We start from the raw sequence: 26,677 nt of genomic DNA, 5'->3' as shown, positions 1-26,677 counted from the left end.
CCCCGCACCACAGATCGGACCCCGAGCTAGATGGGCTGGTTCTCCGACGTGATCGGCCGCCTCGGCGGCCGGTCCTCCGCGCCCGAGCCCGAGCACGAGCTGCCGGCCCCGCCCACGTCGACCGACATCATCGCGTCGGTCGAGCGGGTCGAGCAGCAGATCGAGGGGCGCGTGCCGCCCGCCGTGACGGCGCGCGTGCACCGCATCACCGGCACGGTCGAGGAGATGGTCCCGCGCCTCGACCGCCTCGGTGGCGGGTCGCAGCAGGCGCACACGGTCGTCGCGACGGCGACGAGCTACCTGCCCGAGGCCGTCGGCGCCTACCTGCGCCTGCCGCGCGACTTCGCCGACCGGCGGGTCGTCGCGCAGGGCAAGACGTCGCTCATGCTGCTGTGCGACCAGCTCGACCTGCTCGGCGTGACGCTCGACAAGATCTCCGACGCCGTCTCCCGGGCCGACGCCGCGGCCCTCGTCGCGCACGGCGCGTTCCTCGCGGAGAAGTTCCGCGACTCGTCGATCGCGCTCGACCCCGGCGCGGGCCGGGGCACGCCGCAGCCGGGTCCGCCGTCGGAGCCCGGACGACTGGAGGCACCGTGACCACCCCGGACACCCCGACCCTCGCGGCAGCGCTCGACGCGCTGGACGCCGCCGCGCGCGCCGCGGGCGTCGACGAGGAGGCCGCCCGCGACGAGGGCGCGCGCCTCGCCGCGGCCGTCGCCGAGTCCTCCCCCGGCGCCCCGGCGGCGTGGCTCGCCGCGCTCGGCCACGACCCGGCGGCCACGGGCGCGTTCTTCACCGCGGCGTCGAGCGCCCGGCGCTGGCGCACGTCCCCGACCGACGTCCTCGCCGCCCTCGGGGCGGCGCGCTCGAAGCACGCGACCGCGTACGGGCAGGCGCTCGCCGACGTCGCCCGCGCGGCCGCGCGCCTCGGCTCCCCCGGCCCGCACGTCGCCGGGGCCGCCGCCGCGACGGCCGCCGTCCAGCAGGCCGGAGCCGGCCCGGTGGCCGCCCCCGCTGCGACCCACGCGCCATCAGGCCCGACGCCCGCCGCGGGCGGCCCGCTCGCCGCGCCCCGCACGACGGGCGGGGCAGATCCGTTCGACCTCGGCGACCTGCTCGCCGCGCAGGGCTCGCTCGACGCGCTGCGCCGCCCGGCCCCCGAAGTGCCGTCCGTCGCGTCGATCCTCGACGCGCTCGGGGCGCGCGGGAGCGGGCCCGGGAGCGCGCCGTCCGGCACGACGCACGCCCCGGCGTCGGGCACGACGGCGGACGCGACCGCCGGGAGCGCGGAGACGGCCACCGAGACCGCCGGCGAGGCGGCGGTCGCGGAGGAGCCCGCGCGCTCGATCGAGGAGCTGCTCTCCGAGCTCGACGCGCTCACGGGCCTCACGCGCGTCAAGGACGAGATCCACCGCCAGACCGAGCTGCTGCGCGTCGAGAAGCTGCGCACCGAGGCGGGCCTGACCCGCCCGACGCTCACGCGCCATCTCGTGTTCCTCGGCAACCCGGGCACGGGCAAGACGACGGTCGCGCGGCTCGTCGCGGGCATCTACCGCGCGCTCGGGCTGCTCGAGAAGGGCCACCTCGTCGAGGTGGACCGCTCGGAGCTCGTCGCGGGCTACCTCGGGCAGACGGCCGTGAAGACGTCGGAGGTGGTCGCGACCGCGCTCGGCGGCGTCCTGTTCGTCGACGAGGCGTACGGGCTCGCGGAGGACCAGTACGGCGCCGAGGCGATCAACACCCTCGTCAAGGACATGGAGGACCACCGCGACGAGCTCGTGGTCATCGTCGCCGGCTACCCCGGCCCGATGGCCGACTTCCTCGCGACGAACCCCGGCCTCGAGTCGCGGTTCTCCACGACCATCACGTTCGAGGACTACGCCGACGCCGAGCTGCGCGACATCTTCGCGAGCATGGCCTCCCGGGCGGACTTCGAGCCGACCCCCGAGGCGCTCGACGTCTTCGCCCGGCTCGCCGCGGCGCAGCCGCGCACCGAGGGGTTCGGCAACGCGCGCTGGGCCCGCAACGTGCTCGACGCCGCGATCGCGCGCCACGCGTGGCGGCTCAAGGACGTCGACGCCCCGACGATCGACGAGCTGCGCCTGCTCCTGCCCGTCGACCTCGTGGACGGCGAGGGCGCTCCCGCGCTCCTCGCGACGCTCGAGCCGCCCGCACCCGAGGACGCGCCGGCCGAGCCCTCTGCCACCGAGACCATCGACGGCACCGACGGCACCGACGACGCACCAGACACCGCACCCTCCAGCGCCGAGGAGAACGCATGACGACCACCCCGGTCCGCCCGGCGGGCCAGCAGATCGTCCCGGCCGGCGGACCCGCGCCGGGCGGTGCCCTGACCGCCCCGGGCGGGGGCGCCGTCGTCCCGCAGGGGTCGCAGAGCGCCGCCGTGTCCCGCGCGCGCGGCGCGCTGCGACGGACGCCCGGCAAGCTGCGCCTCGTCATGGCGCTGTGCGTGGTCGCCGCGCTCGCGCTCGGCGTCCTCGGGTTCCAGGCCGGCAACCTCCAGTCGCGCGCGCTCGCCGCGGCGAGCGAGGACGCGGCCCAGCTCGTCGGGGTCCAGGAGGTCCGCAACGCGCTCGTCGCCGCGGACGCGACCGCGACCGGGGCGTTCCTCGTCGGGGGCCTCGAGCCCGCCGACCAGCGCGCGCGGTACGACGAGCTCGTCGACCAGGCCGCGAACCGCCTCGCCACGCTCTCGGGCAGCAACGAGGCGGACGCGGCGCTGCTGGGCCAGGTGGCCGCCGACCTCACGGTCTACACGGGCCTCGTCGAGCAGGCGCGCGCCACCAACCGGCAGGGCTTCCCCGTCGGGTCCGCGTACCTCGACCAGGCCTCGACGATCCTGCGCGAGCAGATGCTCCCCGCGCTCGACGAGGTCGTGCTCGACGACGCCGACCGCGTCGCCGCGGACTTCTCGGGCGTGCGCAACGCGCTGTGGGTGCTCGCGGCCGGCCTGCTGGCCCTCGTCGTCCTTCTCGCGAGCCAGGTCTGGCTCGCGCGGCGCACGCACCGCGTGCTCAACGTGGGGCTCGCCGTCGCCACGGCCGTGCTGCTCGTCGTGGGCGTCGTCTCGACGGTCCTGCTCTCCCAGGCGAGCGCCCGCGCGCACGACGTGCGGACCGGCCCGTACGCCGCGACGCTCGCCGCGTCGCAGGCGTACTCGCTCGCGAACGACGCGAAGTCCATGGAGGCGTTCACGCTCATCAAGCGCGGCTCGGGCCAGACGTACGAGGAGTCGTTCGTCGCGGCCACGGACGACGCGGCGGCACGCCTCGACACCGCGGCGGCCGAGGGCAACCTCGACGGGACGACGGCGCAGGCGCTGGACGCCTGGGTCGCGCGGCACGCCGAGATCCGCGCGCTCGACGACGCGGGCCAGTGGGACGACGCGGTCGCCCTCGCGACCGCGACCGACCCCGAGAGCCCCAACGCCGCGTTCGACGCGTTCTCGGCCGCGGCGCGCGACGACATCGAGACCCACGCCGCCGCCACGAGCGACCGCCTCGACGGCGCGGCGACGACGGCCACCGTCGCGGGCTGGCTGCTGCTCGCGGCAGGGCTCGTCGCGGCGCTGCTCGCGTGGCGCGGCGTGACGGCACGACTGGAGGAGTACCGGTGACCACGACGCCCGCCCCCCACGCCCGGCCCGCCGGGACCCGCCGCACCGGCACGCGCGCGCGCCGCGCCGGCGTCGTCACGACCGGGCTGGCCTCGGCGCTCGTCGCGCTGCTGACGCTCGGCGCGTGCTCCGGGCCGTCCGGCGCGGAGGACCTGCGCCTGACGACCACCCCGCAGGACGAGTCGGCCGCGGAGTCCCCCGCGGCGCCCGCCGCACCCGCCGAGTGCACCGACCCGCTCGCCTCGTACGCGCCCGAGGGCGCGCTGCCCGGCCCGGACGCCCTGCCCGGCGGCAGCACCATGGCCGCGATCCGCGACCGCGGCACGCTCGTCGTCGGCGTCTCGGCGGACACGCTGCTCATGGGCGCGCGGAACCCGCTGTCCGGCCAGATCGAGGGCTTCGACATCGACGTGCTGCACGAGGTGTCGCGCGCGATCTTCGGCGACCCCGACCGGCTGCAGTTCCGCGTCATCACGTCGGGGCAGCGGCTCGAGGTGCTCGAGAACGGCGAGGTCGACCTCGTCGCGCGCGCGTTCACCATCAACTGCGAGCGCTGGGAGTCCATCGCGTTCTCCGCGGAGTACTACCACGCGGGGCAGAAGGTGCTCGTCACGCGCGACTCGACCGCGAACGGGATCGCGGACCTCGAGGGACAGCGCGTGTGCGCGCCCGAGGGCACGACGACGCTCACGCGCCTCGAGCAGTTCTCCGGCATCGAGCCCGTCCCGGCGACCACGCACACGCAGTGCCTCGTGCTGTTCCAGCAGGGCAAGGTCGACGCGATCACGGGTGACGACACGATCCTCGCGGGCTTCGCGGCCCAGGACCCGTACGCGAAGGTCGTCGGCGAGGCGATCAGCGACGAGCCCTACGGCATCGGCATCCCGGCGCAGAACGTCGACATGGTGCGGTTCGTCAACGGCGTGCTGGAGCAGATGAAGGCCGACGGGCGCTGGGCCGCGATCTACGGCGAGTGGCTCGGCGGCCTCGGCCCGGCCCCGACCCCGCCGGCCGCGGTGTACGGCCGCACGCCGTGACGCGCTCCCCCGCACCCGAGGCGCCGGGACGGCTCGGCGAGGCGATCCCCGCCGCCGACCTCCTGGCGTACCTCGGCGCGCTCGAGACCTGGCTCGACGAGCGCCGCACCGAGCTCGACCGGCTCGACGCCGCCGCGCAGGCCGCCGCGACGCCCGACGCCTACACCGCCGACCTCGTGCTCGCGCTGTCGCTGTGGCAGGCGATCCGCTCGCGCGCCGACGAGATCCGGCCCGTGTGGGACTCGGGCCGGGCCGACGCCGTCGCGCGCGAGAAGATCTCCCAGCTCCTGTGGGGCCGGCTCGACTCGGGCTCGGGCGCCGCGCTCGTCTCGCTCGTCGAGGCGGTCAAGCTGTGCGACGCGCTCGTCGTGCAGCTGCGCACGCGTCTGTCCTTCGACCCGCACACGGCCGACCAGGTGGCGCGGCTGCGCGGCGTGCGCGCCGAGCTCGTGCGCTGCGAGGACCTCGCCGGCGCGGACGCCGACGCGCGCGGGCGCGTCGAGACCCTCCGCGGGCGCCTCGACCATCTCGTCGCGCAGGCCGCGCGCGGCGCCGACGTGTCGGGCCCGCTGGCGGAGCTCGAGACCGAGGTCGCGCGCGCCGAGCGCGACCTCATCGTCGCGTCCGCGCAGCGTCGCGAGCTGCGCCGCGACCGCGCCCGCACCGAGGAGCAGCGCGCCGCGCTCGAGGCGCGCGAGCCCGCGCTGCGCGAGCTCGTCGCGCGCTGCCGCCGCGAGATCGCGCACCCGCCGCGGCTCGCCGTCCCCGACGTCTCGCGCCTCGGCCCCGTGCCCGACTCGCGGTTCGAGCTCGACGCCTACGCGGCCCGGCTCGCGACCGTGGCCCGCGCCGTCGAGACCGTCGAGGACGCCTACACCCGTCCCCTGCGTGCCCGCGCCGAGCTGCGGTACAGCCTGGAGCGGCTCGCCGCGCGGGCCGACGCGAACGGCCGCTCGGCGTCCCCCACGGTGCGCTCGGGCCTCGCCGAGGCGCGCGAGGCCGTCGAGACGACGCCGTGCGACGTGACGCTCGCGCGGTTCCTCGTCGAGCAGTACCAGTTCCTCACCCGCGACCTGCCCACCCCGGAAGGAGCGTCGTCGTGACGACCACCGCGACCGTCCCGTGCTCGGAGCCCGGCTGCCCGGGCACCATCGAGGACGGCTACTGCAACGTCTGCGGCGCGCCCGCGGGCGGCTCCGGCACCACGCCGACGCCCGCCGCGAGCGGCACCACCGGCGTGCCCGCGCCCGGGAGCGCGGCCGCCGCCTCGCCGTCCGCCATGCTCGGCACCGGGTTCGTGCAGGGCCGCCCGGGCACCGCCGGGGCGGGCGACCCCGACGCCGAGCGCTCCACGCGCACCGGCCGCACGAGCTCGAGCCGCCTCGCGTCGACCGCGCTCGGCTCCGCGCGCACCGCCGCGACCGGCTCCAAGGCGACCCGCCGCGTCGGGACGTCCTCGACGCGCCTGCGCGGCCGTGGCCTCGGCGCGGGCCTCACGACGGTCCCGTCGGTGCCCGTCCGGGACCCGCTGCAGTCCGTCATGGCCGTGCCCGAGGTCGCCGAGCGCAAGCGCTTCTGCCCCGCGTGCGGCGAGAAGGTGGGCCGCGGGCGCGACGGGCAGCCCGGCCGCACCTCCGGGTTCTGCCCCCACTGCGGCAACCGCTTCGACTTCACGCCGCAGCTGAAGCCGGGCGACCTCGTGGGCGGGCAGTACGAGGTCGTGGGCTGCCTCGCTCACGGAGGCCTCGGCTGGATCTACCTCGCGCGCGACCAGAACGTGTCCGGCCGGTGGGTCGTGCTCAAGGGCCTGCTCAACTCCGGCGACCCCGACGCCTACGCGGCGGCGATCTCGGAGCGCCAGTTCCTCGCGGAGGTCGAGCACCCGCTCATCGTCGAGATCTACAACTTCGCGATGCACGACGGCGCCGGCTACACCGTCATGGAGTACGTCGGCGGCGAGTCGCTCAAGGAGATCCTCCAGCAGCGCCGGGAGGACAACAACGGCGTCATCGACCCGATGCCCGTGGACCAGGCCCTCGCCTACGTACTAGCGATCCTGCCCGCGTTCGCGTACCTGCACGACCACAACCTGCTGTTCTGCGACTTCAAGCCGGAGAACGTCATCCAGCAGGGCGACGGCGTGAAGCTCATCGACCTCGGCGGCGTGCGCCGCACCGACGACCTCACGTCCGCGATCTTCGGCACCGTCGGCTACCAGGCGCCCGAGGTCGCGGAGGTCGGGCCGTCGGTCGCGTCCGACATCTACACGATCGGCCGCACCCTCGCGACGCTCGTCCTCGACTTCCGCGGGAACACGACGACGTACGTCGCGTCGCTCCCGCCCGTCGCGGACACCCCGGTGTTCCAGCAGTACGACTCGTTCTACCGCCTCCTCGCCAAGGCGTGCGCGCTCGACCCGGCCGACCGGTTCGCGACCGCGGACGAGATGCGCACCCAGCTCCTCGGCGTCCTGCGCGAGGTCGTGGCGGCGGACGCCGGCCCGGGCAACCCGGCGCTGCACTCCGCGGCCTCGGTCCTGTTCGAGGCGCCGGTCGCGGACGTCGCGTCCCGCCCGCTCGCCTGGGACGAGCTGCCGACGCTGCGGCGCGACGACCACGACCCCATGGCGAGCTGGCTCGCCGGGGTCAACGTCGTGGACCCGGACGCGCGCCTCGCCGCGCTCGCCGACGCGCCCGAGGACACGGTCGAGGTGCGCCTCGCCCGGGCGCGCGCCGCGATCGAGGCGGAGCGGTTCGACGTGCTGCGCGACACGATCGCGACCATCCTCGCGGACGACCCGTGGGAGTGGCGCGCCGCGTGGATCGGCGGCCTCGGCGAGCTCGCGCAGGGCGACCCGGTCGCGGCGCGCGCGTCGTTCAACGCCGTGTACGGGCAGGTGCCGGGCGAGCTCGCGCCCAAGCTCGCGCTCGCCGCGGCCTGCGAGCTGAGCGGCGAGCCCGACATCGCCGAGTCGCTCTACGTGATCTGCGCGCGCACCGACGCGAACTACACCGCGCCGGCCGCGTTCGGGCTCATGCGCGTGCGCGAGGCGCGCGGCGACCTCGACGGCGCGCTGCACGCGCTCGACCTCGTCGGCCCGACGCGCGGGTCGTACGTCGAGTCCCGCACGCTCCGAGCGCACCTGCTCGCCGCCTCGGGCCGCGGGCTGCCCGCGCTCGCCGACGCCATGGCGAGCGTCTCGACCGTCGCGATCGCGCCGCGCGAGCGGGCCGAGCTCGCGGTGGGCGTCCTGCGCTCCGCGCTCGACACCGTGACCACCTCCGGCCCGGAGCCGACCACGCGCATCGCGGGCGTGCCCGCCGACGAGCCCGCGCTGCGCGACGCGCTCGAGGGCGCGTACCGCGAGCTCGCGTCGCTCACCGACTCGCGGGACGAGCGCATCACGCTCGTGGACCACGCGAACGAGGTGCGCCGGTGGACGATCCGATGAGCGACTCCCCGGCGCCCGCGCCCGCACCGGTGCCCGGCGGCACGGTCGCGGAGCCGAGCGGCGTGCTCGCGTGCCCGGCGTGCGGGGAGCCGTCGCCCGAGGGCGCCCGGTTCTGCGAGGCGTGCGGCACCCCGCTCGCCCCGCTCCCGACGGCGACGGGCCCGGACGCCGGGACCGGAGCTGCCGCGGACCTCGCGACCGACGCCGCGACGGACCCCGCAGCAGCCGGGACCGGGGACGGCGGGCCCGGGTCCGACGACGGGACCGCCGCCGGGACCACCGAGCCGACCGGCGGAGCCTTCGCCGAGACCGACGGCGACGGCACCGAGAGCGGCGCGCGCCCCTGCGTGCGCTGCGGCGGCCGGGTCGCCGAGGACGGGTACTGCACCGAGTGCGGCGAGCCCGCGGCGTCGGAGCGCGACCACTGGGCCGAGCGGCCCGCGAGCTGGGTCGCGGGCGTGTGCGACCGCGGCGTGCGGCACTCGCGCAACGAGGACGCGATGGCCCTGGCGGCGAGTCCGTCCGCGACCGCCGAGCGGGCGTTCGCGGCGCTCGTCGTGTGCGACGGCGTGTCCTCCGCCCCCGACTCGGACGTCGCGAGCCTCGCCGCGGCGCGCGCCGCGCGCGACGTGCTCGCGGCGGGCGCGCCCGACGGGCCCGACCCCGTGACCGGCGAGGCCTCGGCGCGCATGGGCGCGTGGTCCGCGCTCCTCGGCGACGCGTCGCGCGCGGCGCAGGACGCGATCCTCGCGACCGTGGGCACGATGGCCGACCGCGAGAACCCGCCGTCGTGCACGTTCGTCGCGGCCGTCGTCGACGGGCCGCTCGTCGTGGCGGGCTGGGTCGGCGACTCGCGCGCCTACTGGATCCCGGACGACGGCGACGCGCACCAGCTCAGCGTGGACGACTCGTGGGCGCAGGAGATGATCGCGCAGGGCGTGCCGCGCGCCCAGGCGGAGACGTCGCCGCAGGCGCACGCGATCACGCGCTGGCTCGGCCCCGACGCCCCCGACCCGGTGGCCCGCACGGCCGCGACCCTGCCCGACCGCGACGGCTGGCTGCTCGTGTGCTCGGACGGCCTGTGGAACTACTGCTCCCCCGCGGCCGACCTGGCGGCCCTCGTGCGCAGCACGCAGGACCGCGTCGGCGACGACCCGCAGGTGCTCGCGGGCGCGCTCGTCGACTGGGCGAACGCCCAGGGCGGCCGGGACAACATCACGGCGACGCTCGCCCGGTTCTCCCGGGCGTCGTCCGCGACCCCGCCGCCGCCCCCGGCGGACCCCGCCACGGCCTGACGCGCACCGCGCGTCGGGCCCCGACGACCCGATAGCCTGCACGAACACCCGCACCACCGAAGGAGCCCCCATGGCCGAGTTCGCCGCCGAGGTCTACCAGAACGAGTTCCTGTCCGAGGGCGCGACGGACGTCCACGCGATCGTCACCGTGACGTGCCGCGGCGCCGGGAGCGCGGGGAGCGCCGGCGGCGCGGGCGGGGTGGCCGAGATCATCATGGTCGACACGTCGGGGTCGATGTCGGGGCGCAACATCGAGGCCGCGAAGCACGCGGCCCAGGTCGCGGTCGACCAGATCCTCGACGGCACGTGGTTCGCGATCGTCGGCGGCAGCCACGTCGCGAACCGTGCGTTCCCCTACCCGAACGCCCGCATGGCCATGGTGCAGATGGAGCCGGGCGCGCGCGCCGAGGCGAAGCGCGCGATCTCGATGCTCACGCCCGGCGGCGGCACGGCGATGAGCACGTGGCTGCGTCTCGCGGACCAGCTCTTCGCGACGGTGCCGCAGGCGACGCAGCGGCACGCGATCCTGCTCACCGACGGCAAGAACGAGTCCGAGCCCCGCGCCAACCTCTCAGCCGCGGTGCGGGACGTCACGGGCCACTTCCAGTGCGACGCGCGCGGCGTCGGCTCGCGCTGGCAGGTCGACGAACTGCGCGAGATCTCGACCGCGCTGCTCGGCACGGTGGACCTCATCGCGGACCCGAACGAGATCGCCGCCGACTTCGAGAAGCTCATGCAGACGTCGATGGCGCGCGGCGTCGCCGCGGCCGACCTGCGCGTGTGGGCCCCGCAGGGCTCGCAGGTGCTGTTCGTGCGCCAGGTCGCCCCGACCGTCGAGGACCTCACGCACCGCCGGGCCGAGGTCAACCCGCTCACGGGCGCCTACCCCACCGGGTCGTGGGGCGACGAGTCGCGCGACTACCACGTCGCGGTGCGCGTGGCCTCGAAGCCCGTCGGCTCCGAGCAGCTCGCGGCGCGCGTCCAGCTCGCCGTGAACGGCGAGGTCGTGTCCTCGGGCCTGGTCAAGGCGAAGTGGTCCGACGACGAGTCGCTCACCACGCGCATCAACCCCGAGGTCGCGCACTACACCGGCCAGACCGAGCTCGCCGCGGCGATCCAGGAGGGCCTCGCGGCCAAGGCGTCGGGCGACGAGGCGACGGCGACCGTCAAGCTCGGCCGCGCCGTCCAGCTCGCGCAGCAGACCGGGAACGAGGAGGCGACGTCGCGGCTGCGCAAGGTCGTCGAGATCGACGACGAGGAGCACGGCACCGTGCGGCTCAAGCGCAACACCTCGACGCTCGACGAGATGGCGCTCGACACCGCCTCGACGAAGACGACGCGGGTGCGTCGGTGAGCGCCGTCGTCTGCCCCAACGGGCACCCCTCGGAGTCGACCGACTACTGCGACGTGTGCGGCGAGCCCATCGCCGCGGCGTCGGCACCCGCGACGCTCGCGACGGGCGCGTCGTCCCCTGCTCCGGGCGCGGCCTCCGCACCGGCGCAGGCGCTCGAGTGCCCGAACTGCGGCTCGCCGGCTCCGGCCGGTGCGCTGTTCTGCGAGAACTGCGGCTACGACTTCACCACCGGCGCCCTGCCCGACCCGGTGGAGCCTGCGTCGGCGCTCTCGCTCGACCCGCCGTCGCGCCCCACGCCGGCCACCCCGGCCGCACCCGCCGCTGCCCCGGCCGCACCGCAGGCGGGCCTCGCGTCGGGCGCGACGCCGCCCCCGCTCCCCGCTCCGGCCGCGTCGCCGGCGTCCGCGGCCACCCCGCCGCCGGGCGCCTCCGCACCGCTCGAGGCTCCGGCGTCGACGCCGGCCGCCGGGACCGCCGCGGGTGCGCAGCCCGACGATCCGGCCGGCCCCGCGCCGTCGGGCGCGCACCTGCCGACGCCGCCCGTGCCCGGGCCGGACCAGTGGGTCGTCGAGATCTGGATCGACCCGGACTGGTACGCGGCCCAGCAGCCCGAGGACCCCATGCCGTCGGCGGGCCTGCCGGGGCTCGTCGTGCTGCGCGAGCGCAGCGTGCTCGTGGGGCGCCCCTCGGTCTCGCGCGGCATCCACCCGCAGGTCGACTGCGGCGCGGACACCGGCGTCTCGCGACGGCACTGCCAGCTCAGCGCGGACGGCCAGCGCTGGTGGGTCGAGGACCTGCAGTCCTCGAACGGCACCTACGTGAGCCCCGCGGGCGAACCGCTCCCGACGGACCCGATCCCCGCCGGCCAGCGACGCGAGCTGGCCGACGGGGACCGCGTGTACCTCGGGGCGTGGACGCGCCTCGTCGTCCGCAAGGCGCTCCCGGGCGAGGCGTGAGCCCGGCTCAGCCCTCCGACGTCTGAGGCTCGGCCTCGGCCGTGATCTGGGTCGCCGCGCCGCCCGCGCGGTGCGCAACCTCGATCCGGCGGGGCCGGGCCTCCTCGGCCACCGGGATCGTCAGCGTCAGCACGCCGTCCTCGTACGACGCCGTGATCTTGTCGAGCGCCAGGCCGCGCCCCACCGTGAGCTGGCGCGCGTACGTGCCGGACGGCCGCTCGCGGGCGAGCCACTGGACGTCCGGGTCGGTCCGCGGGCTGCGCTCGGCGCGGATGGTCAGCGTGCGGTCCTCGACGGACACGTCGATCGTGCCCGGGTCGACGCCCGGGAGGTCCATCGTCAGCACGTAGTGGTCCCCGGCGCGGAACAGGTCGAGCGGCATGCCGCCCGAGGCCGCCGAGGCCGCGGTCGCGCGGGCGCCGGACGCGAGCTGGCCGACCAGACGGTCCATCGCGTCGAAGGTGCTCGTGAAGGGGTCGATCATCGCAGCCACACCTCTCACCTCCTCGTCGCTCGGTCCCGGACGGTCCGGGACCGGTCGGTGCTCCCGCGAGGCAGGCACCCCGCGGGCGGCTACAGCTCCTGTTTTAGCACTCTCCCCCCGCGAGTGCCAAGAGGTGCGACGCGCCGTGTCGCCCGGCCGGACAGGCCGGGTTGTGCGGCTCCCACACCGACCCCGCGCCCGCGCCCCGGCGCGGTTGGAGGATCCCTCCAACGCCTTGTGCGATCCGTGCACGGCGGGCCGCGGAGGTGGTCGCGAGCGCCGTCGCCCGACGACCGCCGTCCCGGCCAGAGTGGACACGCCCGACCACCGACAGCAGGGAGCCCGCGATGACCGACGCCCGCACGGAGACGCCCGCCGCCACCCCGCCCGCCACGGCGCCCACCGCCCCGGAGGTGCTGCGCGCCGCACCGCGGGACGTGCCCGACCGTCGCCGCGGCCGGTTCGCGCTCGACGCCGGCGACGCCGCGCGGGTCGCGACGTTCGCCGCGCTCCTGGCCGCGCTCGGTCTGCCCGGCTCGATCGCGCTGTTCGGCAACGCGGTGCCCGTGACGCTCCAGACGCTCGGCGTCATGCTCGCGGGGGCGATCCTCGGCGCGTGGAGCGGCTCGCTCGCCGTGGCGACGTTCCTCGCGCTCGCCGCGGCCGGGCTCCCCGTCCTCGCGGGCGGGCGCGGCGGGCTCGGGGCGTTCGTCGGGCCGTCCGCGGGCTACCTCGTCGGGTTCCTCGCCGGCGCGGCCGTCGTCGGCCTGCTCGTCGACCGGCTCCGGCGCGTCACGTTCGCGCCCGTGCTCGTCGCGTGCGTCGTCGGCGGGATCGCGGTCGTCTACGCCGTCGGCATCCCGGTGCAGGCGCTCGTCACGGGCGTGCCGCTGCCCACGACCGCGCAGCTCTCGCTCGCGTTCCTGCCCGGCGACCTGCTCAAGGCGCTCGCCGCCGCCGCGATCACGGTGGGCGTCGTGCGGGCCTACCCCGCGGCCCGTCCGGTCGGGCGCACCGGCCGCGGCGACCGTGCCGCGGCCGACGGCCGCCCCGTCTCCTGAACACCTGCGAGAGTGTCCGCGTGCCCGTCGCCCACCAGGTCCTGACGCACGCCGCCGACCCGGCGGCGCGCGACCGTCCCGCCCTGCGCACGCCCGAGCGGTCGCGCACCTACGCCGCGCTCGCCGCGGACGTGCGCGTGGGCGCGACGCACCTGCGCGCGTCGGGCACGCGACCGGGCGACCTCGTCGCCGTGTCGCTGCCGGACCCGCTCGACCTGCTCACGGCGGTGCTGGCCGTCGACCACCTGGGCGCGACGCCGCTCGTGTGCGACGCCGCCTGGCCGCGCGCCCACCGCGCCGAGGTGCTGCGCACGCTCGCGCCGCGCACGTTCGTCGAGGTGCCGCTGCCGCGCGGGACCGGCACCGCCGACGGCGCGGAGCCGACGCCACCGCACGTCCCCGGTCCCGACGACCTCGCGTGGGCCGGGTTCTCGTCCGGGAGCACCGGCCGCCCGCGCGCGGTCGTGCGCACGCGCGCGTCGTGGGCGGGGTCGTTCGACGCGGTCACGCGGCTCCTCGGGCTGCGAGCCACGGACACCGTCCTCGTCCCCGGCCCGCTCGCGTCGTCGCTGTACTGCTTCGCCGCCGTGCACGCACTCGCCGTCGGGGCGTGCGCCGTCCTCACGCGCACCCCGGCCGCGACGACGGCGGCGCTCGCGACGAGCGACGTCGTGCACCTCGTGCCGCAGGTCCTCGACGACGTGCTCGACGCCGTCGCCGCGGGCGCGCCGTCCCGACTGCGGCACGCGGTCGTCGGCGGGGCGTCGCTCGCGCCCGGGGCGCGGGAGCGGGCGCGGGGCCTCGGCGTCGACGTGCTCGCGTACTACGGCGCCGTCGAGCTGTCGTTCGTCGCCTACGACCCCGACGGGTCGGGGCTGCGCGCGTTCCCCGGCGTGGACCTGGCGGTGCGCCCCCTGCCGTCGGCGAGCGTCGGCGAGGTGTGGGTCCGCTCGCCGTGGGTGTCGCGCGGCTACCTCGCGCGCGCCACGGGGCCGCTGCGGCGCGACGGCGCGTGGCACACCGTCGGGGACCTCGCCGACCCGGGCCCGGAGCCGCTCGTGCTGCGCGGCCGGGGCGACGGCGCGATCCTCTCGGGCGGCTCGACGGTCGTGCCCGAGGACGTCGAGGTCGTGCTGCGGGCCGTGCCCGGGGTGCGCGACGTCGTCGTGCTCGGCACGGCGCACCGGCGCCTCGGGGCCGTCGTGACCGCCGTCGTGGAGTGCGACGACCGGTCGGGGCTGCGTGCGCACCTCGAGCGGGTCGCCCGCGCGGCGCTCGCGCCGGCCCAGCGACCGCGGCGCTGGTACGGCACGCGCGCGCTGCCACGGACGCCGTCGGGCAAGCCCGCGCGCGGCGCGGTGAGCGAGGCCCTCGGCGGGACGGACCTCGCGCGGTCGGGCCTGGAGCCGCTGCGGTGACCCGGCACCCGAGCACGTCGACGCACGGCACGACGGACGCGACACCCGTCCTGGTCGCCGCGCGCCGCACGTGGATCGGCACCGCGGGCCACGGGCACCGGGAGCTCACCGAGGTGGACCTCGCGGCCGCGGCGCTGCGCGCGACCCTCGACGACGCGCGGGCGCACGGCGTCGACGGCGGCGTCGCGGACGTCGTGCTCGGGTGCTGCACGGGCCCCGGCGGGGACGTCGCGCGCGTCGCGGCGCTCGCCGCGGGAGCGGGCGTCGGCGTGCCGGGGCTCACCGTCGACCGGCAGTGCGCGTCGGGCCTCGCGGCCGTGCTCGTCGCGGCGCAGCAGGTCCGCGCGGGCGAGGCGGCGCTCGTCCTCGCGGGCGGCACCGAGAGCGCGACGCGCTCCCCCGCGCGGGCCCACCGCACGCCGTGGGGCGACGTCCCTTACGCGCGCGCGGCGTTCGCGCCCGTGCCGTGGGCGGACCCGGGGATGGGCGCCGCCGCCGACGAGCTCGCGCGGCGCCGCGGCGTGACCCGCGAGCGCCAGGAGGCGTACGCGGTGCGCAGCCACGCGCGCGCCCGTGCAGCGCACGACGTCGGCCGGTTCGCCGCCGAGACCGTGCGCGTCGGCCCGCTGGGCCGTGCCCTGGAGCGCGACGAGCGCGCGCGCCGCCTCGACCCGGCCGTCGTCGCGCGCCTCTCCCCCGCGTTCACCCCCGGCGGGACGGTCACGGCGGCGACGTCGAGCCCGGTGAGCGACGGCGCCGCGGTCGTGGCGGTCGTCCCCGAGGCGGTGCGCCGCGACCGGGGGCTCGCGGGGCTGCGGGTCGTCGCGTCGGCCACCGTGGGCTGCGACCCGGCGCTGCCCGGGTGGGGCCCGGTGCCCGCGGTGCGCGCGGTGCTCGACCGCGCCGGCGCGCGGCTCGACGACGTCGCGGCGGTCGAGGTCGTCGAGGCGTTCGCGGCCCAGGTGCTCGCGGTCACCGACGCGCTCGGCCTCGACCCGCTGGGCGACCCGGCGGACGACGCGCGCGTGTGCGCCGACGGCGGCGCGCTCGCGCTGGGCCACCCCTGGGGCGCGAGCGGCGCGGTGTCCGTGGTCCGGCTGTTCTCCCGGCTCGTGCGCGGGGGCGCGCGGGCCGGGACGCTCGGGCTCGCGACGGCGGCCGTCGGCGGCGGCCAGGGCGTCGCGGTGCTCGTGGAGGTGGCGCGGTGATCGCGTGGGCGGCGCGCGCCGTGCGGGGGCGACGCCGGGACCGCCCGGCCGAGGCCGCGGCACCCGCGCCCGAGCTCCCGCCGCAGGACGGTGCGGCGGGCTGCGTGGTGCGGCTCGAGGACGTGCACGTGCGGCTCGGCGAGCGCGACGTCCTGCGCGGCGTGAGCCTCGAGCTGCGCGAGCGCCGGGTCGGCGTGGTCGGGGCGAACGGCTCGGGCAAGAGCACCCTGGCCCGCCTGCTCAACGGGCTCGTCGTGCCCACCGCAGGGCGCGTGCTCGTCGACGGTCTCGACACGCGCCGCCAGGGCGCGGCGGTGCGGCGGCGGGTGGGGTTCGTCTTCACCGACCCGGACGCGCAGATCGTCATGCCGACCGTGGCGGAGGACGTCGCGTACTCGTTGCGCGGCGTCCCCGCGGACGAGCGCGCCGCGGTCGTGCGGCGCGCCCTCGCCGCACGCGGCCTGGCCGAGCACGCGGACCATCCCGCGCACCTGCTCTCGGGCGGCCAGAAGCAGCTCCTCGCGCTCACCTCCGTGCTCGCGGCGGGACCGCGCCTCGTCGTGGCCGACGAGCCAACCACGCTCCTCGACCTGCGCAACACGCGCCGCGTCGCCGCCGAGCTCGCGTCCCTCCCCCAGCAGGTCGTGCTCGTCTCGCACGACCTCGCGCTCATGGACGCGATGGACCGCGTGCTCGTGGTCGACGGCGGGCGGGTCGTCGCGGACGACGCGCCGGGCCCGGCCGTCGCGCACTACCGCCGCCTGGTCGACGCGGGGCCGGGGTGACGGCGGGCGGCTACCGGCCGGGGACCTCGGTGCTGCACCGCCTCCCGGCCGGGGCGAAGCTCGTCGGTCTCGCGGCGGCGTCGGGCGCGGTGCTGCTCGTGTCGTCGCCGGTCGCGGTGGGGGTCGTGGTCGTCGTGGTCGCGGCGCTCTACGCGGTAGCGGGCGTGGGCGCCCGCGCGGCGTGGGAGCAGGTCCGGCCGCTGCGGCTCGTCGTGCCGGTGCTCCTGGCGGTGCAGTGGTTCGCGCTCGGTCCCGCCGCCGCGGCGGTCCTCACGACCCGCCTCGTGGCGCTCGTCGCGCTCGCGGGCCTCGTGCTGCTCACGACCCGCACGGCCGCGGTGCTCGCGGCGATCGAGCGCGGGCTGCGCCCGCTCGGTCGGGTAGGGGTCGACGTCGGCCGGGTCGCACTCGTCCTCTCGCTCGCCGTGCGCTCCGTCCCGGTGGTCGCGGCGCTCGCGCAGCGCGTGCGGGACGCGTGCCGCGCGCGCGGGCGGGAGCACGACGTCCGGGCCTTCGCCGTCCCGCTCGTCGTGGGCGCCCTGCGCCAGGCGGACGCGCTCGGCGACGCGCTGCGCGCCCGCGGCCTCGACGACTGAGGCCGTCCGCCTGTCATCTCGCCGGTAGGACCGGTGCCGTGCCCTGCCGACGTGCCCCGCCGCTGTGCCCCGCCGCTGTGCCCGCCGGTCCGCAGCGCTAGCGTGCGCCGACGACGGCGCGGGGCCCGCGCAGGGCGAGCGCCGCGGCGACAGCGATGCCCGCGACGGTCACGACGAGCAGCGCCCGGTAGTCCACGACCCCGACGAGCGCGGCCCCCACCACGGTGAGCAGGAGCTGGGGCACGTTGAGCAGCATGGTGCTCGCCGCGGCCACCCGGCCCTGGAGCGCGGGCGGCGTGCGGAGCTGGCGCTCGGTGACGAACCCGACGATCGCCCACGTGACGCCGAGGCCGACGCCGCCGAGCCCGACGACGACCGCCACCACGCTCGTGCCGGTCGCCGGGACGATGCCGAGCGCGAGCACGACCAGGCCCAGCGCGACGAGGCGCTGCGCCCCCCACCGGGCCACGAGCCGGGCGGCGGTGAGGCCGGCCACGATCGCGGTCACGGCCTGGACGGACGACACCGGCCCGAGGAGCGCGGCCGGGAGCCCGAGGCCGTCCTCGACGATCGCGAGGCTCACCGCGTTGAGCAGCCCCACCGCGCCGAACGCGACGACGAGCGCGACCGTGAGCACGCCGAGCGGCGCCGTCCCCGCGAGGTGCCGGAAGCCCGCGGTCACCTCGGCGAGGTACGGCTCGCGCTCGTCGGCCGGCGGGGTCTCGCGCACCCGCACGCGCGCGACCACCCCGGCCGCGACGACGAACGCACCCGACGCGGTCAGGACGAGCGGCCACACGCCCGCGAGGGAGTACGCACCCGCGCCCACGACGGGCATGAGCAGCCGGAACACCTGGTCGATCGTCGTGAGGCGGCCGTTCGCGGCGGCGAGCGCGTCGTCGGGCAGCATGTCGCGCACGAGCCCGGACTGCGCCGCGGACGTCGCGAACCCGACCCCCGAGTACACGACGGTGACGAGGAGCACGAGCCACACCTGCCCCGGCCCGCGGACGAGGAGGAGGGCGAGGAGGACGACCGCGCCGACGAGGTACGTCGCGACGAGCATCCGGCGGCGGGACACCCGGTCGGCGAGCTGGCCGAGGAACGGCGACGCGAGGGCGGGCAGGCCCAGCGCGGCGAACACGAGCCCGGCCGCATCGTTCGATCCCGTGAGGTCCTTGACCCACACGGCGAGGATGATCGCGAGCACCGAGTCCGCGAAGTTGGTGAAGCCCCACGCGACGGAGAGCAGGCGGAAGGGGCGCCCGCGGAGCGCCGCGCGTGCGTCGGCTCCCGGCGTCGTGCTCTCGCGCCGCGGCGCGGACGCCGCGGTAGCCGCCCCCGCGGTCGCCGTCGGCGCGGCGGTCGACGTCGGCGCTGCGGTCGACATCGGTGCCGCGGCCTGGTCCGTGGCCGCCGGCTCGGACGGCGCAGTCACCGGGGGTCCGGGGGCGGGTCGGCGTTGACGACGGCGAACAGCCGCGCCGGTCGCGCGCCCTCGGGGCGCAGCGCCGGGTCCTCCCAGCGCCCGGCGAAGCGGTCGGTGAGCGCCTCGACCTCGCGCGCGAGCGCGTCGAGCTCCTCGCGCGTCGCGTAGAACGACGACGAGCTGAGCGTGGAGGCGAGCAGCCACCGCGGGTCCTCCGCCGCGGCACCGGCGAGCCACGCCCGCACGCGCGCCGCCTCCTGGCCGAGCACGAGGTCCGCCACGGCGCTCGCCGCGGGCAGCGACTCGGGCACGTCGGGGTCGAACCGGGTCTGGCGGCCGCGCCCGACCGTCCGCCAGGGGCGCTCCTTGCCGCGCCGCTCGGCGGCCTCGACGTAGCCGTACTTCGCGAGCATGCGCAGGTGGAACGAGCAGCTCGCGACGGACTCGCCCGTGACCTCGGCGCAGCGCGTCGCCGTGACCTCGCCCTCGTCGTCGAGCAGCGAGAGGATCCGCAGGCGCAGAGGGTGCGCGAGGGCGCGGATGCTCGCCGGGTCGGTCGCGACGACCGGCTCCGGCGGGGTCGTGCTCTCGGAGGCACCCGGTCCAGGGCGGTCGGCAGCGGTCGTCATGGCGACGACGCTACGTCACGAAAGCTATCTTGCGCAAGAGTTCTTTTCTAAGCATCGTCGGGTGCCGCCTCGACGGGTCGCGGCGGTGTCTCCGGCCGTGCCCAGAGGTCGTGCACCCGGCTGACCGCGACCACGACGCCGAGCACGGCCACGGCCAGGCAGAGCCCGGCGAGGACGTCCGTGAGGAAGTGGTACCCGAGGTAGAGGCGGCTCAGCGCCACGGTCCCGACGACGAGCACCGACGCCACGACCCAGACCGTGAGCACGCGCGCGTCGCGGTGGCGGTGCCACACGAGGTAGCCCCCGACGAGCACGAGCGTCGCCGCGCCGATCGTGTGGCCCGACGGGAACGAGAACGACCGCTCCACCCCGGCCACGACCATCGAGACGTCCGGGGGGCGCGGGCGCGCGATCACGGCCTTGAGCACGCTCGAGACGAGGGTCGCGAGCACCATCGCCCCGGCGAGCAGACCGGGCTCCCACCACGTCCCCGAGCGCCGGGCCCACACGATGCACCCCACCGCCACGAGGACGGGCAGCACGAACGGGCCGAACACGTTCGTCACGACCGTCAGCACCCCCGTCGCGACGGGAGTCCGGTGCGCGACCATCCAGGCCAGCAGCGGCTCGTCGAACCGCCAGAGGTCGTCCCGCTCCCGGACCGAGTCCAGCAGTCCGGCGAAGCCCAGGACGCCGACCAGGACCAGGAGCACCCCCGGCCAGACGCTCACGAGCACCGCCCGCGGCGACGTGCCCTCCTTCGACCCGCTCGTCGTCGCTCCCATCCCCGGAGGCTACGGAACGCGGGCCGACGACGCAGGGCGGCGCGGTCCCGGAGGACCCCGACGGACCCCCGGGTGGTCCCCCCGGCGGTCCCCGACGAAAAACCCGTGCATCTCCGGAGGCCTCCGTGGTCGTATGAGCACACACCGCGGTGGCGTCCGTCCGGTCCGTACCGGGCGGTGGAGGGTCCGGCCAGACCCACGAACCCAGCGTCACGAGGACAGCACCATGCATCCCTTGATCACGTACGACGTGGCGGCCCTCAGCCGTCGCGAGCAGCTGCAGGAGCAGACCCTGCGCCGGTCGCAGCTGCGCCGCACCACGACCCGCGTCCCGGCGCACACCCGGCAGGCCCGCCTGTCGCGCCGCACCGCATGACGCGCACCGAGCGCTCGTCACGCCGGGGGCACACCCCGCCGGGCGAGAGCGCGACCCGTCGAAGGCCTCGGCCGTCCGGACCCTCCGTGGACCGGACCGCCGGGGCCTTCGTCGTGCGCGACTAGGCTGTGGGCGTGAGCCCTGTGAACGCGAACGAACGCATCGTCTGGATCGACTGCGAGATGACCGGGCTCGACCTGGGCGCCGACGCCCTCGTCGAGGTCGCCGCGGTCGTCACCGACTCCGAGCTCAACGTGCTCGGTGACGGCGTCGACGTCCTGGTCCGCCCGCCGGCCGAGGCGCTCGAGCAGATGGGCGACTTCGTGCGCCAGATGCACACGACCTCCGGTCTCCTCGACGAGCTCGACGAGGGCCTGACGCTGGCCGAGGCCGAGCAGCGCGTCCTGGACTACGTCCGCACCTGGGTGCCGGAGCCCGGGAAGGCGCCCCTCGCCGGGAACTCCGTCGGGACCGACAAGGCGTTCCTCGACCGCGACATGCCGGCCCTCATGAGCCACCTGCACTACCGGATCGTCGACGTCTCCTCCGTCAAGGAGCTCTCCCGCCGCTGGTACCCGCGCGCGTACTTCTCCTCGCCCGAGAAGCACGGCGGGCACCGCGCGCTCGCCGACATCCTCGAGAGCATCGACGAGCTGCGCTACTACCGCGCCGCCGTCTTCGTCCCTGCGCCGGGCCCGGACTCGGCGACCGCCCGCAAGATCGCGGAGCAGGTCGTCGCGACGAGCGTGACCCGGGGACGCACGCGGCCGCACGAGCCCGGCGAGAGCGCCGCCACGACCGCCGACGACGCCGCCGTGGCGACCGTCACAGGGGCCACGGAGGCCTGACGCGAGAAAGGCGTCCGGGAGCACCCCGCAGACCGGGTACACTTTTCGACGGCCGGTGCTCCAGGCGCCGGTCCGTGAGCACGGCTCACATGGTGGGTATAGCTCAGCTGGTAGAGCACCTGGTTGTGGTCCAGGGGGTCGCGGGTTCAAGTCCCGTTACTCACCCCAGACGGCGAGGGCCGGCCTCCTGACGGAGACCGGCCCTCGTCGCGTCCCGGGCCCGACGAGCCCTCCGTCGGCGCGCTCCGGGCCGCTCAGGGCGCGCGGTGCGACGCGACGGCGAGGACGCCGCCGAGGCCGACCATCATCCCGCCGCCCGCGGCCCGCACCGCGCCGAGCTGTCGGGGCGACGACGCGAACCACGAGCGGGCCGCGCCCGCCGCCAGCGCCCAGACGCTGTCGCACACGAACGCGATGACGGTGAAGACGAGTCCGAGCACCATCATCTGCGCGGGCACGCGGCCCGCGTGGAAGTCGGTGAACTGCGGCAGCACCGCGACGAAGAACACGATCGTCTTGGGGTTGGTCACCCCGACGACGTAGCCCTGCCGCACCACGCGCCACCAGGGCTCGCGGACGGGGGCGGCGCCGACGGTGACGGCCCCGTCGCGCCGGTGACGGATCGCCTGGACGCCGAGCCACACGAGGTAGGCGGCCCCGACGAGCTTGACGACCGTGAAGATCGCGACCGACGTCGCGACGACCGTCCCGACCCCGAGCGCCACCGCGACCACGAGCGTGAGCGCGCCCAGCTCGTTGCCGAGCACGCTGAGCACGCCGCCGCGGTGGCCCAGCGTGAGCGAGCGGCCGACGACGAAGAGCACGCTCGGGCCCGGGATCGCGACGAGCACGAGGGAGGCGAGCGCGAAGGCGAGGAGGGCGTCGAGGTGCGGCACACCGCCACGATAGGACGCGGCGTGACGCACGTCACGGACGAATCCGCGCGGCCCGCCGGACGCACCGCGGCGGCCGCCGCACCCGTGCGGAGGCCGCCCGCGCGGTCCGGGTGCGGCGTGTCGGTGGTTCGTCGTACGGTCTGGGAGACGCGCGGCATCGCGCTTGACGAGCCGAACCGCGGTCGTGGTTGGGTGGAGGCCGTTCACCGACTGTCGGGAGGCAGCGCCCCATGATCGAGTTCCGATCGGTCACGAAGACGTACCCCGACGGCACGGCGGCGGTCGCCGACTTCGACCTCGTCATCCCGCCGCACCGCACGACGGTGCTCGTCGGCTCGTCCGGGAGCGGCAAGACGACGCTCCTGCGCATGATCAACCGGATGGTCGAGCCCACGTCGGGCACGATCGAGATCGACGGCAGCTCCGTCCTCGACCGCGACCCGGTGAAGCTGCGGCGCAGCATCGGGTACGTCCTGCAGAACGGCGGGCTGCTCCCCCACTACAAGGTCGTCGACAACGTGACGACGGTCCTGCGCCTGGAGGGCACTCCCCGGAGGCAGGCGCGCGAGCGCGCCCTCGAGCTCCTCGACACGGTCGGCCTCGACCGGGGGCTTGCGGACCGCTACCCGAGCCAGCTCTCGGGGGGCCAGCAGCAGCGCGTGGGCGTCGCTCGCGCGCTCGCCGCGGACCCGAACATCCTGCTCATGGACGAGCCGTTCGGCGCGGTGGACCCGATCGTGCGGGCCGAGCTCCAGACGGAGACCATCCGGCTGCAGCGGGAGCTGGAGAAGACGGTCGTCTTCGTCACGCACGACGTCGACGAGGCCTTCCTGCTCGGCGACCAGGTCGTGATCCTCGAGAAGGGGGCGCAGATCGCGCAGATCGGGTCCCCGAGCGAGATCCTCGAGAACCCCGCGAGCGAGTTCGTCGCGAGCTTCATCGGTGCCGAGCGCGGCCGTCGTGCGCTGCGCACGAAGCGGACGGACCACGGCACGGTCCTCGTCGACGGCGCGGGACGGACCCAGGGCGTGCTCGTCGGCGACGCCCCCGAGGACGGCGCATGACCTGGGTCCTGGACAACCTCGACCTCATCGGCCGACTGACCGTCGAGCACCTGCGCCAGTGCGTCGTGCCGATCGTGCTGGGGTTCGTCGTCTCGATCCCGCTGGGCTGGCTCGCGTTCCGGTTCCGCCTCACGCGGGGCCTCGTGCTCACGCTCGTCGGCCTGCTCTACACGATCCCGTCGCTCGCGCTCTTCGCGCTGCTCCCGCCGCTCCTCGGCATCAGCTTCCTGTCCGAGGTCAACCTGGTCGTCGCGCTGACGATCTACGCGGTGGCGATCATGACGCGGTTCGTCGCCGACGCCCTGGCGTCGGTCGACCCGACGGTCCGGCAGGCGGCCCTCGCGGTCGGGTACGGGCCGTGGCGGCGCTTCTGGCAGGTGGACCTCCCGCTCGCCGGCCCGGTCGTGCTCGCCGGGCTGCGCGTCACGGCCGTCTCGACCATCTCGCTCGCGACGGTCGGCATCCTCATCGGGATCGACAACCTCGGCTATCTCTTCACCAACGGCTACCAGCGACAGATCGTCCCCGAGATCCTTGCCGGCGTCGTCGCGGTCGTCGTCATCGCCCTGCTCGTCGACCTGCTGCTCGTGCTCGCCGGACGAGCGGTCATGCCCTGGTCCCGGAAGGTGCGCGCATGAACGTCTTCTCCGACGCGGTCGCCTGGATCTTCTCCCCCGACCGGCTCACGGGCGCGCTCCCGCTGCCCGAGGCGATCTGGACCCACCTCGCGTTCACGTTCGTGGCGGTCCTGATCGCCGCGGCGATCGCGATCCCCGCGGGCTGGGCGATCGGCCACACCGGGCGCGGGCGGGAGGTCGCGGTCGCCCTCTCGGGCGCGGCGCGCGCCGTGCCCTCGTTCGGGCTCGTCCTGCTGCTCGTGCTCGTGCTCGGGGTGACGCACAAGGTCGCCGCGTCGGTCACGGCGTTCGTGCTCCTCGCGATCCCGCCCATCCTCGCGGGGGCGTACGCCGGTATCGAGGCCGTCGAGCGGCGCGTGGTCGACGGCGCCCGGTCCGTCGGTATGACCGGTCGCCAGGTGCTGTTCCAGGCCGAGGTGCCGCTCGGGCTCCCGCTGCTCATCGGCGGGCTGCGGTCCGCGACGCTCCAGGTCGTCGCCACCGTGACGCTCGCCGGCTACGTCGGCAACTGGGGACTCGGCTTCTACATCGTGCAGGGCATCCAGATCCGCGACTTCTCCCAGATCCTCGGTGCGGCCCTCGTCATCGTGGTGCTGGCCGTCGTGCTCGACGCGCTGTTCGCGATCCTCCAACGGCTCGTCGTGCCGCGCGGCGTCACGGCGGGCCGGTCCGCGGAGGACTCCCCGTCCCGGCGGCGCCGCCGCGCCCCCGAACCCACCACCGCCTGACGCGGACGGCGCTCCCCCGCCGCACGCGTCGAACCGATCCCTCCCGGTCCTCGGGACGGCCCTCAGAAAGGCAGACACATGCGCACCACCCGACGCACCGCCGCCCTCGTCGCCACCGCGGCGACTGCCGTCCTCGCCCTCACCGCCTGCGGCGGCGGGTCCGACCCGCTCGCCGAGGACACCACGAGCTCCGACGGCGGCGGCAGCGCCTCGTCCGACACGATCGTCGTCGGCTCGCAGGCCTACTACTCGAACGAGATCATCGCGGAGATCTACGCGCAGGCGCTCGAAGCGGAGGGCTTCACGGTCGAGCGCAACTTCTCGATCGGCCAGCGCGACGCGTACATGCCGGCGCTGGAGAGCGGCGAGGTGCAGCTCTTCCCGGAGTACACGGGCAACCTGCTGCAGTTCTTCGACCCGGAGACCACGGCGACGTCGCCCGACGACGTGTACGCGGCGCTCCAGGAGGCCCTGCCCGACGGCCTCACGGTCCTCGACCAGTCGACCGCCACGGACCAGGACTCCTACAACGTCACCGAGGCGTTCGCCACGGAGAACGACCTCACGAGCCTGTCCGACCTCGCCGGCCTCGACGTGCCGCTCACGCTCGGCGGCCCTGCGGAGCTCGAGCAGCGCCCCTACGGCCCGCAGGGGCTCAAGGACGTCTACGGGGTCGACGTGTCGTTCGTCGCGACGGGCGACACGACCGTCCAGGACCTCGTCGCCGGGACCGTGAACATCGCCAACGTGTTCAGCGCGGACCCGCGCATCCAGACGGAGAAGCTCGTCACGCTCGAGGACCCGGAGGGCCTGTTCCTCGCCTCGAACGTCGTGCCGCTGGTCAACGCGGACATCGCCGACGAGATCGCGGACGTCATCAACCCGGTGAGCGAGGCGCTCACCCCCGAGGGCCTCGTCGCCCTCAACGTGGAGTCCACGGTCGACCAGCGTTCGCCCGAGGACATCGCCGCGGACTGGCTGTCGGAGAACGGCCTCGCCTGACCGCACGACAACGGCGGCCCGTCCCGGGATCGCGCGCCGTCGTCGTGGGCGAGCCCGCTCGGGTCAGCGCGCGACGCGCGCCGCGATCGCGTCCGCGAACCGGTCGAGCGACCCCGGGGCGAGCGCGAGGAACAGCGACGGCTCGGTGAGCTCGAGCTCGATGACGACGACGCCGCCGTCGTCGTTGCCCGTCACGACGTCCACGCGCGCGTAGAGGAAGCTCGCCGGGTCCCCGCCGCCGACGGCGTCGGCCGCCACGGCCAGGGCGCGGCGTGCGACGTCGAGCTGCTCGTCCGACGCGGTGAACGGGCTCATCTCCTCCTGCTGGTAGAGGCCGCGCGTCGGGCGGTGCGGGCCGGTGAGCAGGGCGTTCTTGCGCACGGCGTGCGAGAACTCGCCGTCGACGAAGACGAGGCCCGTCTCCCCCGCGGTGTCGACGCTCGTCACGTAGGGCTGCACCATGACCTCGCGCCCGGAGACGAGCAGGTTCTTGGCGTGCTGGATCGCGAGCCCGCGCGAGTGCGCCTCGCCCGCCTGGTACCGGCCCGTGTCCTTCGCGCCCGCGCTGACCACGGGCTTGATGACGAAGTCGCCCTGGGCGGGCAGGCGCGTGTGGATCGCGCGCGAGGAGAGGTTGCGCGCCGGGTCGAGCCACAGCGTCGGGATGACGGGGATGCCCGCGCCCTCGAGCTCGCGCAGGTAGCCCTTGTCGGTGTTCCAGCGCAGCACCTGCTCCGCGTTGAGGATGCGGGGGACCCGGTTCGCCCACGCGACAAACTCGTCGCGCCGGGCCGAGTAGTCCCACGTGGAGCGCACGACGACGGCGTCGAACGCGGCCCAGTCCACGTCGGGGTCGTCCCAGACGGCGGGCTGCGCCGCGACGCCCCGGGCGTCGAGCGCCCGCACGAGCGGCGCGTCGTCGGGGTCGAGCTGCGGGAGGACGGAGCACGTCGCGAGGGCGACGCGCGGGGCGGTGGTCTCGGTCGTCACGTCCCCGAGC

Annotated in this window: 26 protein-coding genes and 1 tRNA gene; 21 read left to right on the top strand and 6 right to left on the bottom strand. The window is 76.2% G+C overall.

Going from position 1 to position 26,677, the window contains the following annotated elements:
* The first annotated feature begins 30 nt into the window (after positions 1 to 30).
* The 9 genes from HKK73_RS07210 (at position 31) to HKK73_RS07170 (ending at position 11,730) form a co-directional block, all read left to right on the top strand.
* A complete protein-coding gene (locus tag HKK73_RS07210; RefSeq protein WP_171467726.1) occupies positions 31 to 597 on the top strand; it encodes a hypothetical protein in 567 nt (188 codons plus the stop codon).
* Positions 594 to 2,282 carry an AAA family ATPase gene (locus tag HKK73_RS07205; RefSeq protein ID WP_171467725.1) on the top strand — a complete coding sequence of 563 codons (1,689 nt, stop codon included), beginning with the start codon at positions 594 to 596 and terminating at the stop codon, positions 2,280 to 2,282. The genes HKK73_RS07210 and HKK73_RS07205 overlap by 4 nt, the downstream gene beginning before the upstream one ends.
* Positions 2,279 to 3,637: a hypothetical protein gene (locus HKK73_RS07200; RefSeq protein ID WP_171467724.1), complete on the top strand. Its 1,359-nt coding sequence runs from the start codon at positions 2,279 to 2,281 to the stop codon at positions 3,635 to 3,637. The genes HKK73_RS07205 and HKK73_RS07200 overlap by 4 nt, the downstream gene beginning before the upstream one ends.
* A complete protein-coding gene (locus HKK73_RS07195) occupies positions 3,634 to 4,674 on the top strand; it encodes a glutamate ABC transporter substrate-binding protein (protein ID WP_232423049.1) in 1,041 nt (346 codons plus the stop codon). Before HKK73_RS07200 ends, HKK73_RS07195 begins: the two co-directional genes overlap by 4 nt.
* Positions 4,671 to 5,777 carry a hypothetical protein gene (locus tag HKK73_RS07190; protein ID WP_144680220.1) on the top strand — a complete coding sequence of 369 codons (1,107 nt, stop codon included), beginning with the start codon at positions 4,671 to 4,673 and terminating at the stop codon, positions 5,775 to 5,777. The genes HKK73_RS07195 and HKK73_RS07190 overlap by 4 nt, the downstream gene beginning before the upstream one ends.
* On the top strand, positions 5,774 to 8,125 hold the full coding sequence (locus HKK73_RS07185) for a serine/threonine-protein kinase (RefSeq protein ID WP_171467723.1): 2,352 nt from the start codon (positions 5,774 to 5,776) through the stop codon (positions 8,123 to 8,125). Before HKK73_RS07190 ends, HKK73_RS07185 begins: the two co-directional genes overlap by 4 nt.
* Positions 8,122 to 9,420 (top strand): PP2C family serine/threonine-protein phosphatase, encoded by a 1,299-nt coding sequence (locus HKK73_RS07180; protein ID WP_171467722.1) that lies wholly within the window; start codon positions 8,122 to 8,124, stop codon positions 9,418 to 9,420. Before HKK73_RS07185 ends, HKK73_RS07180 begins: the two co-directional genes overlap by 4 nt.
* Before the next feature lie 70 nt (positions 9,421 to 9,490).
* On the top strand, positions 9,491 to 10,774 hold the full coding sequence (locus tag HKK73_RS07175; RefSeq protein WP_085388175.1) for a VWA domain-containing protein: 1,284 nt from the start codon (positions 9,491 to 9,493) through the stop codon (positions 10,772 to 10,774).
* Positions 10,771 to 11,730 carry an FHA domain-containing protein gene (locus HKK73_RS07170; RefSeq protein WP_171467721.1) on the top strand — a complete coding sequence of 320 codons (960 nt, stop codon included), beginning with the start codon at positions 10,771 to 10,773 and terminating at the stop codon, positions 11,728 to 11,730. Before HKK73_RS07175 ends, HKK73_RS07170 begins: the two co-directional genes overlap by 4 nt.
* Before the next feature lie 7 nt (positions 11,731 to 11,737).
* Here the strand turns inward: HKK73_RS07170 and HKK73_RS07165 are convergent, their stop codons facing one another.
* Positions 11,738 to 12,223: an Hsp20/alpha crystallin family protein gene (locus HKK73_RS07165; protein ID WP_371810594.1), complete on the bottom strand. Its 486-nt coding sequence runs from the start codon at positions 12,221 to 12,223 to the stop codon at positions 11,738 to 11,740.
* Positions 12,224 to 12,561: 338 nt separating this feature from the next.
* Between HKK73_RS07165 and HKK73_RS07160 the strand changes: the two genes are divergently transcribed.
* The 5 genes from HKK73_RS07160 to HKK73_RS07140 all read left to right on the top strand — a co-directional run bounded on the left by HKK73_RS07160 (position 12,562) and on the right by HKK73_RS07140 (position 17,282).
* Positions 12,562 to 13,275, top strand: a complete 714-nt coding sequence (locus HKK73_RS07160; RefSeq protein ID WP_137280255.1) for a biotin transporter BioY — start codon at positions 12,562 to 12,564, stop codon at positions 13,273 to 13,275.
* A gap of 20 nt (positions 13,276 to 13,295) precedes the next feature.
* On the top strand, positions 13,296 to 14,693 hold the full coding sequence (locus HKK73_RS07155; RefSeq protein ID WP_171467720.1) for a class I adenylate-forming enzyme family protein: 1,398 nt from the start codon (positions 13,296 to 13,298) through the stop codon (positions 14,691 to 14,693).
* Complete coding sequence (locus HKK73_RS07150; protein WP_171467719.1) at positions 14,690 to 15,901, top strand: thiolase family protein; 1,212 nt, start codon at positions 14,690 to 14,692, stop codon at positions 15,899 to 15,901. Before HKK73_RS07155 ends, HKK73_RS07150 begins: the two co-directional genes overlap by 4 nt.
* Positions 15,902 to 16,005: 104 nt before the next feature.
* Positions 16,006 to 16,686, top strand: coding sequence for an energy-coupling factor ABC transporter ATP-binding protein (locus HKK73_RS07145; RefSeq protein WP_061268581.1), 681 nt, complete (start codon positions 16,006 to 16,008; stop codon positions 16,684 to 16,686).
* A gap of 29 nt (positions 16,687 to 16,715) precedes the next feature.
* Positions 16,716 to 17,282: an energy-coupling factor transporter transmembrane protein EcfT gene (locus tag HKK73_RS07140; protein WP_253705836.1), complete on the top strand. Its 567-nt coding sequence runs from the start codon at positions 16,716 to 16,718 to the stop codon at positions 17,280 to 17,282.
* A gap of 97 nt (positions 17,283 to 17,379) precedes the next feature.
* Here the strand turns inward: HKK73_RS07140 and HKK73_RS07135 are convergent, their stop codons facing one another.
* From HKK73_RS07135 to HKK73_RS07125, 3 genes are read right to left on the bottom strand one after another with little or no spacing between them, the layout of a single operon-like run.
* Complete coding sequence (locus HKK73_RS07135) at positions 17,380 to 18,720, bottom strand: MFS transporter (RefSeq protein ID WP_171467717.1); 1,341 nt, start codon at positions 18,718 to 18,720, stop codon at positions 17,380 to 17,382.
* The gene (locus HKK73_RS07130; protein WP_171467716.1) at positions 18,717 to 19,340 is read right to left on the bottom strand and encodes a helix-turn-helix transcriptional regulator; all 624 of its coding nucleotides are present in this window, start codon (positions 19,338 to 19,340) and stop codon (positions 18,717 to 18,719) included. The genes HKK73_RS07135 and HKK73_RS07130 overlap by 4 nt, the downstream gene beginning before the upstream one ends.
* Positions 19,341 to 19,387: 47 nt before the next feature.
* The gene (locus HKK73_RS07125) at positions 19,388 to 20,125 is read right to left on the bottom strand and encodes a phosphatase PAP2 family protein (protein ID WP_051028090.1); all 738 of its coding nucleotides are present in this window, start codon (positions 20,123 to 20,125) and stop codon (positions 19,388 to 19,390) included.
* A 226-nt stretch (positions 20,126 to 20,351) separates the two neighbouring features.
* On the opposite strand from HKK73_RS07125, the gene HKK73_RS07120 reads away from it, so the two are divergent.
* The 3 genes from HKK73_RS07120 to HKK73_RS07110 all read left to right on the top strand — a co-directional run bounded on the left by HKK73_RS07120 (position 20,352) and on the right by HKK73_RS07110 (position 21,517).
* A complete protein-coding gene (locus HKK73_RS07120; protein WP_157837954.1) occupies positions 20,352 to 20,501 on the top strand; it encodes a hypothetical protein in 150 nt (49 codons plus the stop codon).
* Positions 20,502 to 20,635: 134 nt separating this feature from the next.
* Positions 20,636 to 21,349, top strand: a complete 714-nt coding sequence (gene orn / locus HKK73_RS07115; RefSeq protein ID WP_171467715.1) for an oligoribonuclease — start codon at positions 20,636 to 20,638, stop codon at positions 21,347 to 21,349.
* Between the two features lie 92 nt (positions 21,350 to 21,441).
* Positions 21,442 to 21,517 (top strand) — tRNA-His (locus tag HKK73_RS07110).
* An 86-nt stretch (positions 21,518 to 21,603) separates the two neighbouring features.
* Here HKK73_RS07110 and HKK73_RS07105 read toward each other — a convergent pair.
* Positions 21,604 to 22,245: a LysE family translocator gene (locus HKK73_RS07105; RefSeq protein WP_171467714.1), complete on the bottom strand. Its 642-nt coding sequence runs from the start codon at positions 22,243 to 22,245 to the stop codon at positions 21,604 to 21,606.
* A gap of 230 nt (positions 22,246 to 22,475) precedes the next feature.
* On the opposite strand from HKK73_RS07105, the gene HKK73_RS07100 reads away from it, so the two are divergent.
* The 4 genes from HKK73_RS07100 (at position 22,476) to HKK73_RS07085 (ending at position 25,677) form a co-directional block, all read left to right on the top strand.
* On the top strand, positions 22,476 to 23,309 hold the full coding sequence (locus HKK73_RS07100) for an ABC transporter ATP-binding protein (RefSeq protein WP_086151437.1): 834 nt from the start codon (positions 22,476 to 22,478) through the stop codon (positions 23,307 to 23,309).
* Entirely contained in the window at positions 23,306 to 23,947 is a 642-nt protein-coding gene (locus HKK73_RS07095; protein ID WP_021482821.1) for an ABC transporter permease, read from the top strand. Before HKK73_RS07100 ends, HKK73_RS07095 begins: the two co-directional genes overlap by 4 nt.
* Positions 23,944 to 24,675: an ABC transporter permease gene (locus HKK73_RS07090; RefSeq protein WP_114552913.1), complete on the top strand. Its 732-nt coding sequence runs from the start codon at positions 23,944 to 23,946 to the stop codon at positions 24,673 to 24,675. The genes HKK73_RS07095 and HKK73_RS07090 overlap by 4 nt, the downstream gene beginning before the upstream one ends.
* A 78-nt stretch (positions 24,676 to 24,753) precedes the next feature.
* On the top strand, positions 24,754 to 25,677 hold the full coding sequence (locus tag HKK73_RS07085; RefSeq protein WP_061268544.1) for an ABC transporter substrate-binding protein: 924 nt from the start codon (positions 24,754 to 24,756) through the stop codon (positions 25,675 to 25,677).
* Between the two features lie 63 nt (positions 25,678 to 25,740).
* Here HKK73_RS07085 and HKK73_RS07080 read toward each other — a convergent pair whose 3' ends face one another.
* On the bottom strand, positions 25,741 to 26,667 hold the full coding sequence (locus HKK73_RS07080) for a RimK family alpha-L-glutamate ligase (protein ID WP_171467713.1): 927 nt from the start codon (positions 26,665 to 26,667) through the stop codon (positions 25,741 to 25,743).
* Positions 26,668 to 26,677 lie beyond the last annotated feature (10 nt).

It is taken from the genome of Cellulosimicrobium sp. 72-3 (genome assembly GCF_013127315.1).
Lineage (GTDB): Bacteria > Actinomycetota > Actinomycetes > Actinomycetales > Cellulomonadaceae > Cellulosimicrobium > Cellulosimicrobium funkei.
This window is presented reverse-complemented; position numbering and strand designations above follow the sequence as displayed.

What these genes read in the sequence shown, in the direction of transcription:
- HKK73_RS07210 (WP_171467726.1), top strand. Translation starts at nt 31, where the DNA reads ATGGGCTGGTTCTCCGACGTGATCGGCCGCCTCGGCGGCCGGTCCTCC.
- HKK73_RS07200 (WP_171467724.1), top strand. Translation starts at nt 2,279, where the DNA reads ATGACGACCACCCCGGTCCGCCCGGCGGGCCAGCAGATCGTCCCGGCC.
- HKK73_RS07180 (WP_171467722.1), top strand. Translation starts at nt 8,122, where the DNA reads ATGAGCGACTCCCCGGCGCCCGCGCCCGCACCGGTGCCCGGCGGCACG.
- HKK73_RS07175 (WP_085388175.1), top strand. Translation starts at nt 9,491, where the DNA reads ATGGCCGAGTTCGCCGCCGAGGTCTACCAGAACGAGTTCCTGTCCGAG.
- HKK73_RS07160 (WP_137280255.1), top strand. Translation starts at nt 12,562, where the DNA reads ATGACCGACGCCCGCACGGAGACGCCCGCCGCCACCCCGCCCGCCACG.
- HKK73_RS07130 (WP_171467716.1), bottom strand. Translation starts at nt 19,340, where the DNA reads ATGACGACCGCTGCCGACCGCCCTGGACCGGGTGCCTCCGAGAGCACG.
- HKK73_RS07125 (WP_051028090.1), bottom strand. Translation starts at nt 20,125, where the DNA reads ATGGGAGCGACGACGAGCGGGTCGAAGGAGGGCACGTCGCCGCGGGCG.
- HKK73_RS07120 (WP_157837954.1), top strand. Translation starts at nt 20,352, where the DNA reads ATGCATCCCTTGATCACGTACGACGTGGCGGCCCTCAGCCGTCGCGAG.
- HKK73_RS07100 (WP_086151437.1), top strand. Translation starts at nt 22,476, where the DNA reads ATGATCGAGTTCCGATCGGTCACGAAGACGTACCCCGACGGCACGGCG.
- HKK73_RS07095 (WP_021482821.1), top strand. Translation starts at nt 23,306, where the DNA reads ATGACCTGGGTCCTGGACAACCTCGACCTCATCGGCCGACTGACCGTC.
- HKK73_RS07090 (WP_114552913.1), top strand. Translation starts at nt 23,944, where the DNA reads ATGAACGTCTTCTCCGACGCGGTCGCCTGGATCTTCTCCCCCGACCGG.
- HKK73_RS07085 (WP_061268544.1), top strand. Translation starts at nt 24,754, where the DNA reads ATGCGCACCACCCGACGCACCGCCGCCCTCGTCGCCACCGCGGCGACT.